We start from the raw sequence: 17,522 nt of genomic DNA, 5'->3' as shown, positions 1-17,522 counted from the left end.
CCATATGCTACTAAAATACTCTCGATTAATTCCTTTGCTAGTAATTCATGATGTTCTCAAAAGCCGCCTTAGTATCCCAAGCAGCAATACAGCAATACAGCACTCCTAATCGACAAGCTTCTCTAATAAATCATCTCTCCTGGTTTATAGCCATCAGGCAATTCTTCTTCACTAAAAAATTTAAATTTATCATCCCGCAGTGTTGGTAAAAAAACTTCATATGGAATTCGGGAAAACTCACTGGCATAATTACTGGCTCCGAACCACTTCCCCTCTTTGCAGCTCAAATTCAAATCTCTAGCAAATTTCGTATGGTTTGAGCAATCATGTACTACTAAATCCCACTTATCTTCATCGGCTATCTTCATGAATTTCAAAGTTAATTCCCTGCTCCAAATTGGAGATATATAGCCATGTCTGGAGATATACATATTTTCCCCATAATAATTGTTTATGTTATTCTCATTTAAATGTAATTCTGCACAATTGATAAAATCAAGTTTTGTCTCTAAGATTGTCTGCTTTTTCTTAAAAAAGGCTTCAAAAAACTCAGGAGTCATAGGAGTTTCAATACCTACATTTTTAATATACTTTTTCGCAATTTTAATATTTTCAATAACTTTGTCTGAACACTTAGAAGCACCTAAATTGAAGCGTATCTCGTTAAGACCGGCTTCACCTAACGCTTTCAAGGTCTCTTCCGTAGCTAAAATACCATTTGTATATAAATGTTGATAAATCTGCGCATCACTAAATTTCTTTATTACCGAATAGTATTTTTCAATTTCCATGAATGGTTCTAAATAAACGTAGGAAATACCCGTGGGTTTCTGGTGGATGGAAAGAAGTAAATCAATATCCTTCTCATAAAATTTTGTTCCTCCAATTTCCCACATGCCTTCGCCAACGGGAGGAATATCTTCTAGTTCTCCATAATTATAACAGAACTTACACTCTATATTACATTTGTTCGTTTTCCTAATTGCACTGAGTCCAGTGCCTAACAAACAAGAACGACAGCCTTTTGCGAATTTACTTTCATTTCCCACAAAAAACGTTCGATTCTCCAACGTTTTTAAACCTTTAATTTCTGACATTAACGCATCATTTCTATGATCAACCGCTTCCTCAATTTGTGCAAAGGTAGCATAAATGATTTCTTGCTGTTTTATCATAAGTTCCTCTTCCTCTGGCAGTAGCGAAAAAAAATCAAACCATATCAACGCATCTTTCTTTGAAATTTTCAAAATATATCCTCCTCTAATTAATCCGTTAGTATAAAATTTTCTTATATATATCAAGGTTTGCAGAGTTTTTATACAAAAAAAATAATGATCCCCTTTTTGATATAATTGATGAACGCAATTATATCATTTTTATTCTTATATAATCAATATGTATTAGAACTGATAGATCAAGTACTTTTGAACTCCACCTTCAACCTTTAAAATTGCATCTACTATAAGTTCAAAACAATTATAAGCTTTTCTTCTAAAAGCAGTATCCCATATTCCTACTCTATTTACCATTAAAATACAAAACTCCTGCAAAGTTAAGCTGCTTTGCAAGAGTCTATCGTATCTATTGATTTTTGGCTAAAAACCCCACTGTATTCTAGTAAATCATAGTGTTCACATTTGTAAGACGTTTAATATAGTCTTCAAACACCGCTACCATGGAAAAGTCGGCAGATACTAAGCCTCTTAAGCAAAGTTTCATGAAAATCACCTCACTTTCATCATTTGTATCCGTATATTACGTATACGTATTAATTTCGTAAAAAAATATTAAGAAGTTCATCTCAAGTTAGTGCTAGCTGTAATACATTCGATTTGGACTTTTATTGTTTGTACATCCTTATGATTATTATAGAAAAAGAATTATGATATCAGATATTACGTATGCGTAATATCTGATATCATAATAGCATATCGGCGATACATTTTCAATACCCATTTTAAAAATGTATCATCTAATAACCGGCTACAGTTTATAAGTTACGATATATTTTTAGTAGCACCCTTTCAAATATAGATATTTCTTCCTCAGTACACTCCTTAAGCATTTCAGCTTGAACTAAACTCAAAACCTCTATCAATGAATTCTTCAAAGCAATCGCTTTCTCCGTTAAAAAAATATGGTATGCACGACGATCTTCCGGCGAATCGGCCCTATATACTAATTCTGAATTTTCCAGGCGATCAATAAGGCCGGTAAGGGTAGAACTATCTAAGTAACTACGTTTTCCCAACTCAGAAAGACTAATACCATCCCCCTTATAAAGGGTATAAAGAACCATCATCTGAACCGGTGTAATTCCAAGTTTCTTTTGGCTTAGTGTTTCTTTGGCGAATTGAGTATGCTTTTGTTCCGCTTTCGCGAACAGCATACAAATATTATCAAAAATCTGGAGCATGATTACCTCCGCATTAGCTTATACTTAAATTGAAATTACGTATACGTAATTTCAATTTAAGTATAAGCCAGCTGTGTTGAAAAATCAAGAAATCTCCGCACAAGCTTTAGTTTTACCAATTGAACGCTCACTGCTTCCATTGATGGGACGCGGGGCAGGCTCGTAATTCTCAATGCTATATCATCAATCATTTATTGTTTTAGAGCCATTGATTATATCTAAAGATCAGACAAAACAGCAACTTTGTCATAATTACCCATGAGTCGTGTTGCTGTATCGAGAAATTGTTCTACCAAGATTGAATTGTTATCTGTTCGCCAAGCGATACTCATTTCGACGTGGGGGGCCTCTCCTTCAATCGTAACATAAGCCACGTCCCGCGCATGCAATTTTGCCGTTGAGCTTGGTACGATGCTGATGCATAGTCCTGCCGCTACCAACCCAACAATTGTCTGAATTTCTTTCACGTGCTGACGAATGATTGGGCTAAACCCAGCATCACGGCATTTTGAGAGGATATCATCATACCAGCTCGGCCAAACCTCCCTCTCCACTAATATAAATCGTTCTGTACTCAGATCACCCATCGATATTGAATCTCGTTGTGCAAGTGGATGCAGCTTCGGTACGACGGCAATACATGTCTCTTGATGAACTGACCAGAGTGATATCAATGGATCAACCACAGGGGTTCTTACAAAGCCAATGTCGATGTCCTTATTGTGAAGTGCCTCAATTTGCATTGGCGTAGGCATTTCATGAAAAACCAAATCTACGGATGGAAACTGTTCCTGAAATGCCCTAACAATGATTGGAAGAATATCAAATGTTGCAGACCCGACAAACCCCAGAACTAATCGGCCAAGCATTCCCCTTTCTGCCCTTAGAGCTGCATCCTTAGCCCGCTCTAATTGGGTAAGTACGCGGCGAATTTCTTGCAAGAAAACCTTTCCTGCACTTGTAAGCTCTACATGTCGTTTTGTTCTCTTTAACAATTTTACTCCAAGTTCCCTTTCAAGTTGCAAAATTTGCTGACTTAAAGGCGGTTGTGTCATCTGTAACCGTATTGCAGCGCGGCCAAAATGCAATTCTTCCGCCACAACTGTGAAATATTCGAGCTGGCGCAGTTCCACTCTATGATTCCTCCTAATTAAGTCGTTTTCCGACTTACAAATGTAATATTTATATATTAGACGCGATTTCATTCTTATTGTAAAGTATTTTAATAAAGAGTCAAGATGTTAGTATGCAGCCAAAAGTCCCGATTTTTTTATCTAGAAGTCCGCAACTCCTTATAAAATAAACGTTTTAGAACTTGCGCAGCATCTTATCTCGATATGAACTATATCTACGAGGTGATGACATGCCTGTCCGAGGTACGCAAAATATCAATGGCACTGAATATGTTTACGAGTATATCTCGATCTGGAATTCCACTAAAAAACGTTCTGAACAAAAGCGCAATTATATAGGCAAAAACGTCGAGGGAATCTTTTTACCAAATAAGAAATATACACTTCAACAGCAGCTTGAGCATGCAACAGCGGAAACGGAAATAAAACCTGAACCTGTACCGGCAGCCGAATGCAAAAGACTGTTTTACGGCGCGATCTATCTTCTTGATTCCATCGGACAAGCTACTGGCGTCACAGAAGATTTGAAGCAATGCTTCCCGGCAGATTATAAAGAAATACTATCACTAGCTTATTTCTTGGTGCTCGAAGAGAATACTCCCATTTACAGATTTCACAGGTGGGCGGTTACACATGTTCATCCCTTTCGATTCAACATTCCGTCGCAGCACAGCACCAAGCTTTTTGGACGCATACAGGAAGAGCAGAAAATGAAGTTCTTTGCACTGCAATCCAAGCGAAGATTTGAACAAGAATATTTGGCTTATGACACCACTTCCATTTCATCCTTTTCCCAAGGTCTAACGTATGGCAGCAAGAAAGAGCATGGCTGTTTTCAGCTTGACCTTGCTTTGCTATACGGAGAATCGTCACGTCTTCCAGTTTATTACCGAAAACTTCCTGGCAGCATTACGGATGTAAAAACCGTTGAAACTCTGGTTAAGGATATCGACTTTCTGAAGATGGAAAAGTTGAATCTGGTAATGGACCGTAGTTTCTATAGCGAAGCAAATATTAACGAGCTCTTTCGAAAGCATCATAAGTTTCTCATTGGCGTAAAAACATCGCTGAAGCTGGTTCGTAATAAACTGGATGAAATCAGAGATGACTTTGTTTCACGACAATACTATAATTCGGAGAACCAGCTCTATATCAGAAGCTTTACCCAAGAGTGGGATTACATGGAAACTAAGTCGAGAACCGGAGAAGTTATCACCGATAAAAGAAGAATTTACGTTCACTATTACTATAACGACCAGCTTGCCACGGATGACAAAAAGCGGTTTAACCAGCTGCTTGATACCTTGGAAGAAGAACTTCTTAGCGGTAGAAAGAAAACTAAGCACGAAAAACTTTACCAGAAGTATTATGATGTTCTAGAAACTCCGGTACGTGGCAGAAAAGTCGTTCCCAAGCAGGACGCAATCAGTCAGGCAGAGAAGAATTATGGCTTCTTTGTTCTGCTGTCTAATGGCATAAAAGATCCAGTCGCAGCGTTAAAACTTTTCCGCACGAAAGATCTGATTGAAAACGCTTTTGGGGACCTCAAAGAACGGCTGAACCTGTGCCGCATTTCAGCAGCTGCTGAAGAAAATTTAGAAGACAAGCTGTTCGTCCAGTTTGTAGCACTTATTTATATTTCCTACATCAAGAAAGCCATGGAAGACAATGGGCTTTTAAAAAAATATACGATGAAAGAATTACTTGATGAGTTGGATATCATTGAGTATTATCATCAATATGGAAATTATTATCACTTAAGCGAAATTACAGAGAAACAGAAAAAGCTTTATCATTACATGAAGGTTGAACCTCCAACCTAGTTATCATTTCGCGGGACTTCAAGATGCGGCTTGGATTGTTTTCTCTCATACCCCAGATGTGTCTTGCGAAGCTCAATTGTTTGTAAAAAAACATTTTTATTCATTCTAAAATTGATTAGGAGAAGATTTATCGCATGAATGCTTTGATAGCCTTGTTATGTCTTATCTGGGGATTTAATTTTGTCATCATGAAATTAGGAAATGGTGCTTTTCCCCCTGTCATGTTTGCTGCATTACGGTTTTTGACCGGTGCTATCGTACTCCTTGGCATAAGCTTTATAAAAAAGATACCCTTGCCGAACAAATCGGATTTCAAGTGGTACTTTCTCTGTGGACTGTTGCAAACCACCTATTTCAATATTGCTATTCAAATTTCGCTTAACTATATTAGTGTCGGCCTTGCCTCTGTTTTGACCTATAGTATGCCACTTTTTCTATCGCTCATGGCCCATAGGTGGATTCCCGAAGAAAAGTTGACACCAAAGAAGACGTTTGGTATTCTACTCGGCATAATTGGTTTAAGTCTCGCAATGAATATCCATTCAGGAGGATTGTTGTGGGCTGTATTGCTGGCATTAAGCTCCGCTATTTCTTGGGCTGCGGCTAACTTGCTTTTTAAAATGAAATTAAAACATTGTGACACTATGCAGTATACCTCTTGGCAGATGACAATCGGAGCAGTGGGATTATTGCTATATTCTCTTGCATTTGAACAAGGCGAATCGCATTGGGGATTCATGCCAGCAGTTTATATTCTGTTTGCAGGGATAATTGCCTCTGCTTTGGCATTTGTGATATGGAGTCATATCTTGAGCCGTACGGAAGCTAGCAAAGCATCCATTTCCTTACTGCTTGTACCGATCGTAGGTGTCATTTCGGGATGCATATTTTTGCAAGAGAGCTTAAAAATCGTTACATTGGCAGGGATTTTACTTGTAATGATAGGGATATGGATTATAAATAGTAAAAATACTCACAAATCCCATAGGGCCGAATCAAATGTAGTGTAATAAATCTCTATAGCCAAGCGAAACTCCTCACTTCACAAGCTTGATTTTTTTATGCACTTATTGTATAATCAATTAACCTTAAAAGAAAGTATGGGCTTTTTCGTTATATACTATCCTAAAGGAGAGTTTGCTACATTGGATACTACTATTGTAGATATAAAGCCATTTGCATATGCTATATCATTAATCGATGGTAAGTGGAAAATGCATATCCTATTTTGGCTATGGAAAAAAGATATCTTACGCTATAGTGAATTAAAAAAAGCTTTAGGCACTGTTACACACAAAATGTTGAGCACTCAATTAAAGGAACTGGAAGCAGATGGATTGATTATTCGTAAAGAATATCCTCAGGTTCCACCGAAGGTTGAGTACAGCTTATCAAATACAGGGTTGTCCCTTATGCCGGTTTTGCAAGCGCTTTGCAATTGGGGACATGAGCATATTTAAAATAACTAGCTTTTTATAAAGTAGTCCGGACAAGATGATGCTTATCATCTTGTCCGGACTACTTTGCACTTTTATTAATTATGAGCTACGTCAATCGCTGTTATCATAAACTACAACTTTTTCTGTCAACTCAAAATATTGACAATCGATGAAAAACCGATTCCCTGTCCAGCCTCTATTTAACTGCTCAAGAAGAATCGATTCGCAATCAGCTTAGATACTGTTTTAAGATCTCTAAACCGCCTCTCAGCTCCTTTAATGAATTGGTAGACGATAGTGCAATACGCAGATACTGATCAGATGCAGTATGTCCACTCAAGAAACGATTGGAATGAAATACCCGAATACCGGCTTGCTCCAAATCTGCCACTATTTTCTCTGCATTACAATGTCCCTGAATTGGGAGCCAACGATAAAAACTGAGCCGATGACCGGAGCTGTTTTGCGGAAAGAATTCTTCATATACGGAATTCGCAGACTGCGCTAATTGCTTCTTGCGGGAAACAATCTCAAAAGCTTTGCCTGACAGGATGAGTTCTGTAATAATCTCTGCATCCAGTGAAGAAGTTTTAACATTGATATTAAAAATGGCCTGCAAGATCTTTTTGCGTAAGGCCTCGCCAAATACCATATAGGCGACTCTCAACCCTGAGCAGATCGATTTAGAAGTACCACAGATGTAAACAGTTTGCTCCGGGAGCAGTTCAAACATTGGCTGCTTGTAATCAGGCTCAATTCCCGCAGTCAAAAATGCATGAATATCATCCTCCAGCAAAATCAGACGGTGCTTGCGGATGACAGTCGCCAACTCCTGCTTGCGGGAATCCGAAATCATAATCGTGGTAGGATTCCCACAAGAAGGCATAAGAAAAATGCCATGAATATCCGTTTGGCAACACTGATTTTCCAGTTCTCCCGGCAGCATGCCAAATTGATCTCCGGGTATAGGCACTAATTTAATGTGAAGCATCTTAGCAAGTTCAATAAAATTAGCATAGGTATATGTATCGGTAGCAATTCGATTGCCCGGCTCAAATAAGGCAACCAACGCAATTGCCAATGCATTCTGCGAACCAGAAACAATTGCCATACATTCTGAATCTGAACGAATACCAAAAGACTCCATCCAATTTAATCCCGCTTTTTTTTGATGAGGAAGACCAGTCGGATCGTTATAATTTAACAGCATCTCCAAATAACTTTTATCAATGACTTTCTTAACCGTTTCTGCCACTATATCATTGCTTTGCTCAAAGGACGCAACAAAGCCTAAATCAATGCATTCACTTGAGATTTTGTCCGCAGAAATGGTGACAGAGCGAGCCGCATTAGGAGAGACAAAGGTTCCACTGCCAGTAACAGCATAAATTAACCCCTTGGCCATACATAATCGATAAGCACGGGTAATAGTTGTAAAGTTTATATCGAGAAAATCTGCCAATTCTCGTTGTGGGGGCAGCTTCGTTCCAGGCGCTAACAGACCGCTCATGATTTCCTGCTCCAATAAGGACGCAATTGACAAATAGAATGGACGCTTCAACTCCTTCTTGTCCGGTTTCCATGACATCGGAAAATTATCGAATGAATTTACCGGCATACTGCACCTCCAAAATTGTAATACATACAATTATATCATTGATTGTATGTATTTCTAGTGTTAAAATCGTATAAAAATCATTCAGTCGTTTAGGAGTACGAGAACATATGGAAAACAGAAAGCACATAATGATTGCACTTCGTGCGGCTTTTCCGCACACGGTACCAATTCTAGCAGGATTTTTATTTTTGGGTATAGCCTACGGGATTTATATGAACTCTTTAGGATTCAGCGCAATTTATCCTACATTGATGAGTCTTGCAATATTTGCAGGCTCGATGGAGTTTATTGCGGCAAACTTATTGCTCGGAGCGTTTGATCCAATCAACGCATTGCTGCTCACTTTGATGGTAAATGCACGCCATTTGTTTTATGGCATTTCAATGCTGGATAAGTACAAGGGCACAGGAAAGAAAAAGTTCTATTTAATTTTCGGACTTTGCGATGAGTCTTTTTCGATCAATTGCACAGCTGATATCCCGAAGGATGTGGACAAGGGGTGGTTTATGTTCTTCGTCACATTGCTTAATCATTTATATTGGGTTTTGGGAGCTACAATTGGAGGCGCCTTTGGATCTCTTGTGCAGTTTAACACCGAAGGACTGGAGTTTGTTATGACAGCCCTTTTTGTTGTCATATTTATCGAGCAGTGGATGAAAGAAAAGGAGCACTACAGTGCTCTGGTGGGACTTGGAATTTCGTTTGCCAGCCTGGTTGTTTTCGGCGGCGAAAAATTCATCCTTCCTGCTATGGCTGCAATCTTAGGAATACTCACTGTACTTAGAAAACCGCTTGAGAAAGAAGGTGCTATCGCCTCACTATGACGTTAACACAACAGCTTATCACAATCACTATGGTAGTCTTAGGGACAATGATTACAAGGTTTCTTACATTTGCTGCTTTTCCGACCGACCGACCAACACCAAAATATGTACAATTTCTTGGTACAGTACTTCCCTCAGCAGTGCTGGGACTTCTGGTAATTTATTGTTTTAAGAATGTAAAATTTTATTCTGGCAGTCACGGTGTCCCTGAATTGATGGCTTCGGCGGTAGTGGCACTGCTTCATGTTTGGAAAAAAAACATGCTCCTTTCTATTGCGGGAGGAACAATCCTCTATATGGTTTTGGTTCAACTCATATTTTAATCAACAGTCAGTACTAACCGAAGTAATTGCCAATGTATTCTGCGATCCGAAAATGATCCGCAATCGTCTGTATAATTTTGATGCAAGAGTCTTTAACGAATATATAAAACACCGCTGTATCAGCGAATAAGGAGCTGTAAGATGAAAGTTAGTATTCTCATGGGAAGTCCAAGAAAAAAAGGAAACACCGCAGCCCTATTGGAACCTTTTATAAAGGAATTAGAACAGCATTATGTCGAGCACAATCTGATTTGGCTTTATGACAAGCAGCTCGAGCCTTGTATCGCTTGTCGGGTTTGTCAGAAGGATTGGACAACCTTTGCCTGCCACTACAACGATGATGCACAAGAAATTTTTGATAACATTATCGCTTGCGATATCATTGTGCTGGCAACGCCGATCTACTCGTGGTACTGTACGCCGCCTATGAAAGCTCTGCTGGATCGCCTAGTATACGGTATGAACAAATACTATGGTGATAAAATGGGACCGGCACTTTGGGCGGGAAAACAACTAGCAATAGTCGCAACTTGTGGATACCGGCCCGAAAAGGGCGCTGATTTGTTTGAAGAAGGTATAAAACGATATTGTAAGCATTCTCAATTGCAATATGCAGGAATGCTTGTGGAAAGAGATTTAGGTTATCAATCTGTTTTTATGGATGCGGAAAAAGCACAGCATTCCTGTTTGTTTGCGCAAAAACTCATCAAGCAAACCTGTATATAATACCATTTTTACTGCTGTGGCCAGTGCATGCTCATGACCTCCTAATTGTGCTAATAGATCATCTAACGAAACCAGATCTATCAGCACAATTAGGAGGTCTTTTTTTTTGCTGGTGATTCCTTCATATTTTCAAAAGTATATTTACAATAAAAGCTCCTGCAATGCCTCCAACTACCACGAATATAAGATTCATTTCCCACCAGGCCAGCAGGATTGACACGATACATCCTGCAATTGCAGATTCAAAATTTCCAGCACCAGTTGAATGAAGAGCTCCTGGAAAAATAAGCGCTCCCAATGCTGCATATGGGATAAATCCCATAAAACTCTTTATATATCTTGGCAGGCAGACGTTTTGCAATAAAACCAGCGGTAACATACGCGGTATATAAGTAACGACAGCCATCGCCAAAACCAAATACGTTAAATTCATACTTGCTCCTTCCCTTCTGAATAGAAGCTTGCCCCCACGGCAGCACTAGCTATCGTTGCAATAATGATCCCCCAGCCGTTTGAAAATCCCCAAAGCATAGATGCCCAATACATCAAAGAGTTTATAACCATTGCCAACAATGAAACAACGACTACAGGCTTTGATTTTTTAATATGAGGAATTAACAAACCTATGAACATAGCATATAAAGCTATACCCATGCTTACTTTTATGACCTCAGGCAAACTGGCCGCAAAAAATAATCCAAGCCAAGTTCCAACATTCCATGATACAAAAGCTACTGTGTTAATACCTAAAATGAAATACTTAGATAATTCCTCTTCTTTTTGCAGCACACTAACGGCAAAAGTTTCATCTGTAACACCAAAGGATAATAGTGATCTCCATTTTTTCGATACTTCCCCGTCAAGCCGCTGTGACAGTGTAGCTGTCATAAGAAAGTGGCGTAAATTTAATAGAAAAGTGGTTATCACAATTTCTCCAAAAGAAGCTCCTAGAACTAATAGGTTAACTCCAATAAACTGACTAGCACCCGCATAAATCAGTAAAGACATTAAAACGCTTATATAAACTGGAATGTCTAGCGACTTTGATAATAATCCAAAGGCAACTGCAATCGGTATGTAGCCTAATGCAACAGGCAATCCAGCTTTTACTCCTTGAAAAAATTTCAATCGATTCTTAAACATATTCATCTTCTCCTTCCTGTATTTTCTTCTCACTTCGCCTTTATAGAAGTTAGTTTTATAACTACGCTTAATCATTTAAAATTAAAGCGATCCTTTTATTCGGATCGCATTCCCTCAACAACGTATCGTAAATCGGGATTATTCCGCCAAAGTTTATCTAACTGCTCTGGACCAAAGTGACGAGTAATTGTCTCTATCATAATATCATGACGAATAAATTCAGCAGCTACTAATACTAAGGCAGGGTCATGGGTTTTTACAGCCCAAGAATTTGAGTTATCAAGGAAATTTGCAATGATGACTTCTTCTTTATCACGAGCTGCTATGGTCAATTTCCCGCCTATACGATGCTTTACAACATCAGGCGGCATATAGTCATGATGGAAAGTAACTCCTAAATGGCACTCTTTATTGTCAAACACAATTGACAATACTTTTACATCACGTTTTTCAGCCTCTTTTACCTTCTCTGCCAACAATAATCCTTCTGGGTTCCAAACAGAAAGCCACAGCTCTTGTTTGGCTCCATCAATTATGCTTAGCAATTCATCCATTACAGGCTCATAACCATCAATATGAGAAATTAGATTTACATCTCCAGCCTGCTCTAATGAGCCTAATGATTTATCCAAAAAATCAAACGTAGCTTCTATATTTCTGCGCACACGTTTAAGAAATTCTCGTGCTGGCACTGGAGAATATTTAAGAGGATCAGAAGGTATTGTATATACAGCTCCCCGATCAATTAACTTACTAATAACCTCATAAATCATAGAACGCGGGACTCCTGAACGTTTACTAAGTTCATACCCGGTAACAGTAGAATTTTGTAAAAGTGCTATATACGCTTTTGATTCATATTGAGAAAAACCAAGCTTCTGTATTTCCGCCAGAATTTTTTCCATCGCGCCCTCTTTCTAGACGTTATTTATATAACTACTATATTTCACAACTATAAAGTTGTCAAGTATATTACTTCTCGCGCGACTTGGCAATAATGCAGCAAAGTGCCATATCCATTAAAAATATGTACTTGCTAAGTATAATGTACATGATATGATTATACCATCTTTTGGAAAATAAACTCCGAAAGTAAGACTTTTTAATGAATATTTGGAGGGGATGTTAATGAAAATATTAGGTATATCTGGAAGTCCTGTGCCAAACAGCAACACTGACCGTTTAGTATTACAGGTATTAAATTCAAGTAAGTTGGACTTTGAATTTGTGAAACTTAGTAATATCCACGTGGGACCATGTCGAGCCTGTAAAGCCTGTGTAGAAGATAACATTTGTAAAGTTAACGATGATTTCCCCGAACTAGCTAAAAAAATTCAGGAAGCGGATGCGATTGTAATTGGAGGCTATACCCCTTATCGAATGTTAGATGCTTATACAAAGGCTTTTTTAGAAAGACTTTGGTCAATGAGACATTTACATAGTTTGAATGAAAACAAATATGTCGTCACAATTATTTCAGGATTGGATAAGCAAACAAGAGAAACAGCCCTCAACGCAATAGCAGTAGAACTGTTCATGGAGAGAATGCACCATGTAGCAGAATTGAATATTGAGGGAAATGTACCTTGTCTTACTTGTGGCTATGGTGATGGGTGTAAAAACAGTGGAATTCCCTTTATATTTGGTAAAGAAGCAAAAGCTTCCGCCACTCATTGTATATCTGTTGAAAATCAACCTGTATGGGAAAAGGCTGCACAAACAGGACAGCTTATAGGTCAGTTAATTAATGGCGAGATAACGTCGATCCCTTGCGTTAAGATCGATAGATAATGTAAATAAGATGACGACTTTGTATATCCCATATTTCTAATCAATTTATATTAAAAATCCTGCAATGCTAAGCTGCTTTGCAGGATTTTCATTTCTCCCAAAAGTGATTAGAACCTTTTACAAGCCTAGTTCTTCAAAAATAGTTGACGAAGAAAATGAACACTTTCCTCTTAAAAAGAAGCACTGTACTCGACAATCTGAAATATAAAGAATTATAAAGAAATATAAAGAAATATAAAGAAATATAAAATATCCCCTTGTACTTATTTGTAATTGTTTACTTGAAACAGGCAAATAGTCCTATTATGATAAAAAAGCAATAACTTGTCAACAACGATAATGATACGTATTGCCTGGCGAAATGCCGAAAGATGTTTCGCCGACAAATGCTGCAGAATAACCTTAGTCATTACACTGGAAGTCCTATATGTCCAGTGCAGCATTCATCATGTCTGATCAAGAGAGGGGGCTTATCCAAAACAGTATTGCACTAAAATTAAAGCTAATTTATAAAAAGGAGGAATGAATTTGTTTCCTATATCTAGACGTTTCACAAAGCTAATAGCGATATTCTTGGCGACCTTAATGCTTGTGGGCAATCCAGCTATTATTGTTCCAGCAAGTGCTGCAGCAGATTCAGCAAGTAGTACACAAACCACTGAATTACCTGTATTGACTCTAGAAAAACCGACTGTTAATGAGACACCAGCAACGCAAGCCGCTTTTAATTCGGACTCCAGCAGGCTAAGCACCGACCAAAAGGCAGAACAATTCCTTAATCAACTCATTCCCTACTATCTTCAAAATGGTAAACGCCAAGGACCGCAATGGCTGAGAACAACCGATATTAACTTTTCTTTTACAGAAAACTATAAGCCGGTATTTTCTCTGGAAACCATTCAGCCTTTTTCTCAAACTACTAAAAACAGCGAGCTTTTGTTTTGGCAGGGGCGTTATTCCCATCAAAGCGATGCCGATTCTACCGCCAACTTAGGGATCGGCTGGAGAAAACTGTCAGAAGACAAAACAAGTCTTCTTGGCTTTAATGCTTTCTACGATTATGGCTTTAAACAAGATCTTTCTCGAGTTGGCATAGGTGCAGAATACTTTAATAAATTAGCCGAATATCGGGCAAACTTTTACTTCCCTACCTCGGGAGACCGACAAATAGGCGAAACCATTTCAAACGATGGCATCTTATATACCTACATAAGAGCAGTTCAAGGTCTTGACTATGAGGTAGGCTCAACATTGGCAAACGCCCAATGGCTTGGTTTTTATGCATCTGGGTTTTATTATGATAATAAACATAACGATGATGAAAAAGGGTATAAACTGCGCAGTACACTGCAGCTGTCTCCCCGACTTTCTATGGAAATGGGTTATACAAAATCCAATTTGTCAAGCGGAGACTTATACGGCAAGATCCAATATCAATTGGCAGACAAACTAGGCCCCTCTCTTTTCGGCGATAATCACAAAGATAAGAAATCCAACGATATCAGTTACAAACTGTTACAAAAGGTACAGCGAGAAAATCAGATCAAAACTGAGACCTTTACTAAATTTGTATCCTATATAGGCAGCATAGGCACGACTGTTACTAACGGTAGTGGACAACCTATTCAAGGAGCTCGCCTGCAGGCCTACCAAAACGGGAATCCGGTCGGAAGCGCCGTCATCACAAATGCAGCTGGAATCGGAGTTATCAGTGGTTTGAATGTCGGAACCTATACAATTAGGGCCACCTATTTCAACTACTCCAATGATAGCAGTGCCGTCACAGTACAAAAAGATCAAATGGCCAATACCGGTATTAGCCTACCGGTAGTCGGAGGCAATCTTGTCGTTAATGTTTTTGACGCACAAGGCGGCTCTGTAAGCGGTGCAACGGTTACCGCCAATGTAGTCAGTGAGTCATCAGAACATGCACGATCTGAGGGAAATCTCTTTGACCGCATCTTAGGTGTAAAAACAGCATTTGCTGCAGAAGCAGTATTCACACTTAGCATGACTACAGGCTCTGATGGAACAGCCCTTTTTACGAATCTGCCGCCGGGCAATTATCGTTTTACTGTGCAAGCAAACGGGCAAAGTATGAATAGTATTCCTGCTACCGTTCCGACAAACGGCGGTACAAGCAATGTGAATGTGGTATTGCCCTCGTCCAATAACACTATAGGCAGTGCAGCAATTACAGTCACCGACGGAAGTTCTCCAATGAGCGGTGCAGCCGTCAGCGTTACTGTAAACGGCACAACACAAACAGTTACCACCAATAGTGCAGGATTAGCAACTTTCAGCGATATGCCTGCAGGCAGTTATATCTTCTCCGTCAGTAAAGAAGGTTATATTAGCAGCACTGTTACTGTAGCCGTTAATAACGGTGTAACAGCCGCAGGGAAAATAGCACTGGCAAGGCAAGTCGGCACTATCACCATCACCATCACGGACGGAACTAGTACAGTCAGCGGTGCAACTGTCACGTTGAATGAAACGACATCCGAAACTACGGATGAAGCAGGTCAGGTGGTATTTGCATCCCAGCCAGTTGGTGTAACTAGCTATACAGTAACTGCGTTCGGTTATGACACTAAAAACGGCAGTATAACAATTGTGAATGGAACAAGTTCATCAGAAACAATTGCCATAACCAGACAAATCGGTAACGCTACCATTACCGTCACGAATGGAACCGATCCGATTAGTGACGCTACCGTTAGCATATCAGGTTTAGGTGATTGGACGGTGACAACGAACGAACTCGGTCAGACGACATTCAATAATGTGCCGACTGGTACGTATATCTTCACGGTAACAAAGACTGGCTACAGCAGCAGCTATACTATCGTAGAAGTAGATCATGGAACGACTGCGAGTGGAACTATCACGACAGTAAGGCAATCCGGTACCGCACTGATCACTGTCCGTGAAGGAAGCACTCCTATTCAGGGCGCCGCTGTCAGCGTAACGGTTGATGGCACGGAACATACAATAACAACGGATTCAGTGGGACGAGCGCAATTTGCCGGTCTCCCGACCGGCAGCTACACCTTTACAGTAACAAAGACTGGCTACAATACTACTACCTGCAGCACTACGGTAATACCTTCCGGACTTGTGACTGCAGCCGTTTCATTGACTCGGCAAACCGGTAGCGCAACGATTACAGTCGATGATGGTACTAACTCACTCAGTGGCGCTACCGTCAGCATATCGGGTTTACCTGCTTGGACGACAACAACGAACGAGCTTGGTAAAGTGACATTTACCAGCCTGCCGACAGGCAGCTATACAGTTACATTAAGCAAAGAGGGATACAATACTGCTACAACCACGCTTACAATCGCCAATGGTCAAGAAACGATTGAGAAAGTTCATCTTGTAAAGAAACTAGGTGACGTATTAGTTGCAGTAAGGGATGCCTCGACCAATACCCCTTTACCTACAGTTACAGCAACCCTAACAGGAAATGGTGTTAATGCAACTGGCACAACGGATATTTACGGTGTGGTCATTATCCCAGACTTGCCAGATGGTACTTACTCCCTGACAGTAACGAAAGCCGATTACTCCAGCATGACAACACCTGTTACAGTTTCAAATGGAGAAAGATCTTATAGCTCTATCAAGATGAGTCCAGTTCCAGTTACTGGCACTATAACGGCCATAGTATATTATTATGATACGGATTATCATGAACTGCCTGGTTTATCGGTTTCAACGACAATTAACGGTACTAACGTTACGGCAGTTACAAACTCAACAGGCAGAGCGATATTTACAAATGTGCCATATGGCTTATATAGTATCACTGTAAGCGATGGAACTCTTCAATATCCTTCTCAACAAGTAATGGTCAGCAGTCCTCAGCCAAACCCTATAATGGCTTTTATTATTGACCATTACGATTGATTTTGACTTATAAAGATTATAAAAAAGCCCTTCTCTATAGACCGCTCCCGTGGAAATAGACAGGCAGGAAACGCCCTGTCGTAGGATAGCTTAGAATTACACGGCCATGCTCCTGATTTGAAAGGGAGTATGGCCATTTTTTGTCTTGATGCGTTCGAAGTTGTAGAAGTGGATGTATTGGTCAATAAGATGACGTGCTTGGTGAATGGTCTGAATTTTTTGGCGGTAGATACACTCGGTTTTTAGAATGCCGAAGAAGTTTTCGGCAGGGGCATTATCCAGAGGTGTAGCCGCTCTTGACATGGACGGCAGAATGCCGTACTGTTTGGTTAGGTTCAAATAGCCGTGCGAGGTATATTGGAACCCTTGGT

General features: G+C 39.6%; 17 protein-coding genes. 8 read left to right on the top strand and 9 right to left on the bottom strand.

The genetic code is table 11. From position 1 onward, the window contains the following. Positions 1-122 precede the first annotated feature (122 nt). The 4 genes from BMZ99_RS10290 to BMZ99_RS10280 all read right to left on the bottom strand — a co-directional run bounded on the left by BMZ99_RS10290 (position 123) and on the right by BMZ99_RS10280 (position 3,549). The gene (locus tag BMZ99_RS10290; RefSeq protein WP_090936317.1) at positions 123-1,247 is read right to left on the bottom strand and encodes a radical SAM protein; all 1,125 of its coding nucleotides are present in this window, start codon (positions 1,245-1,247) and stop codon (positions 123-125) included. A gap of 153 nt (positions 1,248-1,400) precedes the next feature. Beyond that, on the bottom strand, positions 1,401-1,529 hold the full coding sequence (locus BMZ99_RS27355; RefSeq protein WP_281246777.1) for a hypothetical protein: 129 nt from the start codon (positions 1,527-1,529) through the stop codon (positions 1,401-1,403). A 461-nt stretch (positions 1,530-1,990) separates the two neighbouring features. After that, a complete protein-coding gene (locus tag BMZ99_RS10285) occupies positions 1,991-2,416 on the bottom strand; it encodes a MarR family winged helix-turn-helix transcriptional regulator (RefSeq protein WP_090936314.1) in 426 nt (141 codons plus the stop codon). Positions 2,417-2,634: 218 nt separating this feature from the next. After that, positions 2,635-3,549, bottom strand: coding sequence for a LysR family transcriptional regulator (locus BMZ99_RS10280; protein WP_090936311.1), 915 nt, complete (start codon positions 3,547-3,549; stop codon positions 2,635-2,637). 230 nt (positions 3,550-3,779) lie between these two features. Here BMZ99_RS10280 and BMZ99_RS10275 point away from each other — a divergent pair, with 230 nt between their 5' ends. From BMZ99_RS10275 to BMZ99_RS10265, 3 genes are all read left to right on the top strand, one after another. After that, on the top strand, positions 3,780-5,372 hold the full coding sequence (locus BMZ99_RS10275; protein ID WP_090936308.1) for an IS1634 family transposase: 1,593 nt from the start codon (positions 3,780-3,782) through the stop codon (positions 5,370-5,372). Between the two features lie 134 nt (positions 5,373-5,506). Then, positions 5,507-6,382, top strand: coding sequence for a DMT family transporter (locus tag BMZ99_RS10270; RefSeq protein WP_090936305.1), 876 nt, complete (start codon positions 5,507-5,509; stop codon positions 6,380-6,382). 60 nt (positions 6,383-6,442) lie between these two features. Continuing rightward, on the top strand, positions 6,443-6,832 hold the full coding sequence (locus BMZ99_RS10265; protein ID WP_245754912.1) for a winged helix-turn-helix transcriptional regulator: 390 nt from the start codon (positions 6,443-6,445) through the stop codon (positions 6,830-6,832). A gap of 208 nt (positions 6,833-7,040) precedes the next feature. Here BMZ99_RS10265 and BMZ99_RS10260 read toward each other — a convergent pair whose 3' ends face one another. Beyond that, entirely contained in the window at positions 7,041-8,429 is a 1,389-nt protein-coding gene (locus BMZ99_RS10260; protein WP_090936302.1) for an aminotransferase-like domain-containing protein, read from the bottom strand. Between the two features lie 107 nt (positions 8,430-8,536). Here BMZ99_RS10260 and azlC point away from each other — a divergent pair, with 107 nt between their 5' ends. The 3 genes from azlC to BMZ99_RS10245 all read left to right on the top strand — a co-directional run bounded on the left by azlC (position 8,537) and on the right by BMZ99_RS10245 (position 10,302). Further along, the gene (azlC, locus tag BMZ99_RS10255) at positions 8,537-9,253 is read left to right on the top strand and encodes an azaleucine resistance protein AzlC (protein WP_090936299.1); all 717 of its coding nucleotides are present in this window, start codon (positions 8,537-8,539) and stop codon (positions 9,251-9,253) included. Further along, complete coding sequence (locus BMZ99_RS10250) at positions 9,250-9,576, top strand: branched-chain amino acid transporter permease (RefSeq protein WP_090936297.1); 327 nt, start codon at positions 9,250-9,252, stop codon at positions 9,574-9,576. The genes azlC and BMZ99_RS10250 overlap by 4 nt, the downstream gene beginning before the upstream one ends. Before the next feature lie 141 nt (positions 9,577-9,717). Continuing rightward, complete coding sequence (locus BMZ99_RS10245) at positions 9,718-10,302, top strand: flavodoxin family protein (protein ID WP_090936294.1); 585 nt, start codon at positions 9,718-9,720, stop codon at positions 10,300-10,302. A 121-nt stretch (positions 10,303-10,423) separates the two neighbouring features. Here BMZ99_RS10245 and BMZ99_RS10240 read toward each other — a convergent pair whose 3' ends face one another. From BMZ99_RS10240 to BMZ99_RS10230, 3 genes are all read right to left on the bottom strand, one after another. Then, positions 10,424-10,735: an AzlD domain-containing protein gene (locus BMZ99_RS10240; RefSeq protein ID WP_090936291.1), complete on the bottom strand. Its 312-nt coding sequence runs from the start codon at positions 10,733-10,735 to the stop codon at positions 10,424-10,426. After that, positions 10,732-11,445, bottom strand: a complete 714-nt coding sequence (locus BMZ99_RS10235; RefSeq protein WP_217645073.1) for an AzlC family ABC transporter permease — start codon at positions 11,443-11,445, stop codon at positions 10,732-10,734. The genes BMZ99_RS10240 and BMZ99_RS10235 overlap by 4 nt, the downstream gene beginning before the upstream one ends. Before the next feature lie 95 nt (positions 11,446-11,540). Continuing rightward, on the bottom strand, positions 11,541-12,350 hold the full coding sequence (locus tag BMZ99_RS10230) for a TrmB family transcriptional regulator (RefSeq protein WP_090936284.1): 810 nt from the start codon (positions 12,348-12,350) through the stop codon (positions 11,541-11,543). A gap of 223 nt (positions 12,351-12,573) precedes the next feature. Here BMZ99_RS10230 and BMZ99_RS10225 point away from each other — a divergent pair, with 223 nt between their 5' ends. Beyond that, positions 12,574-13,236, top strand: a complete 663-nt coding sequence (locus BMZ99_RS10225; protein WP_217645072.1) for a flavodoxin family protein — start codon at positions 12,574-12,576, stop codon at positions 13,234-13,236. Positions 13,237-13,758: 522 nt separating this feature from the next. Further along, entirely contained in the window at positions 13,759-17,151 is a 3,393-nt protein-coding gene (locus tag BMZ99_RS10220; RefSeq protein WP_090936277.1) for a carboxypeptidase regulatory-like domain-containing protein, read from the top strand. Positions 17,152-17,247: 96 nt separating this feature from the next. Here the strand turns inward: BMZ99_RS10220 and BMZ99_RS10215 are convergent. Continuing rightward, positions 17,248-17,522 (bottom strand): IS3 family transposase (locus tag BMZ99_RS10215; protein ID WP_139214757.1); only part of this gene is annotated, 275 nt, incomplete at its 5' end.

Source organism: Pelosinus propionicus DSM 13327, assembly GCF_900114615.1.
GTDB lineage: Bacteria > Bacillota > Negativicutes > DSM-13327 > DSM-13327 > Pelosinus > Pelosinus propionicus.
This window is presented reverse-complemented; position numbering and strand designations above follow the sequence as displayed.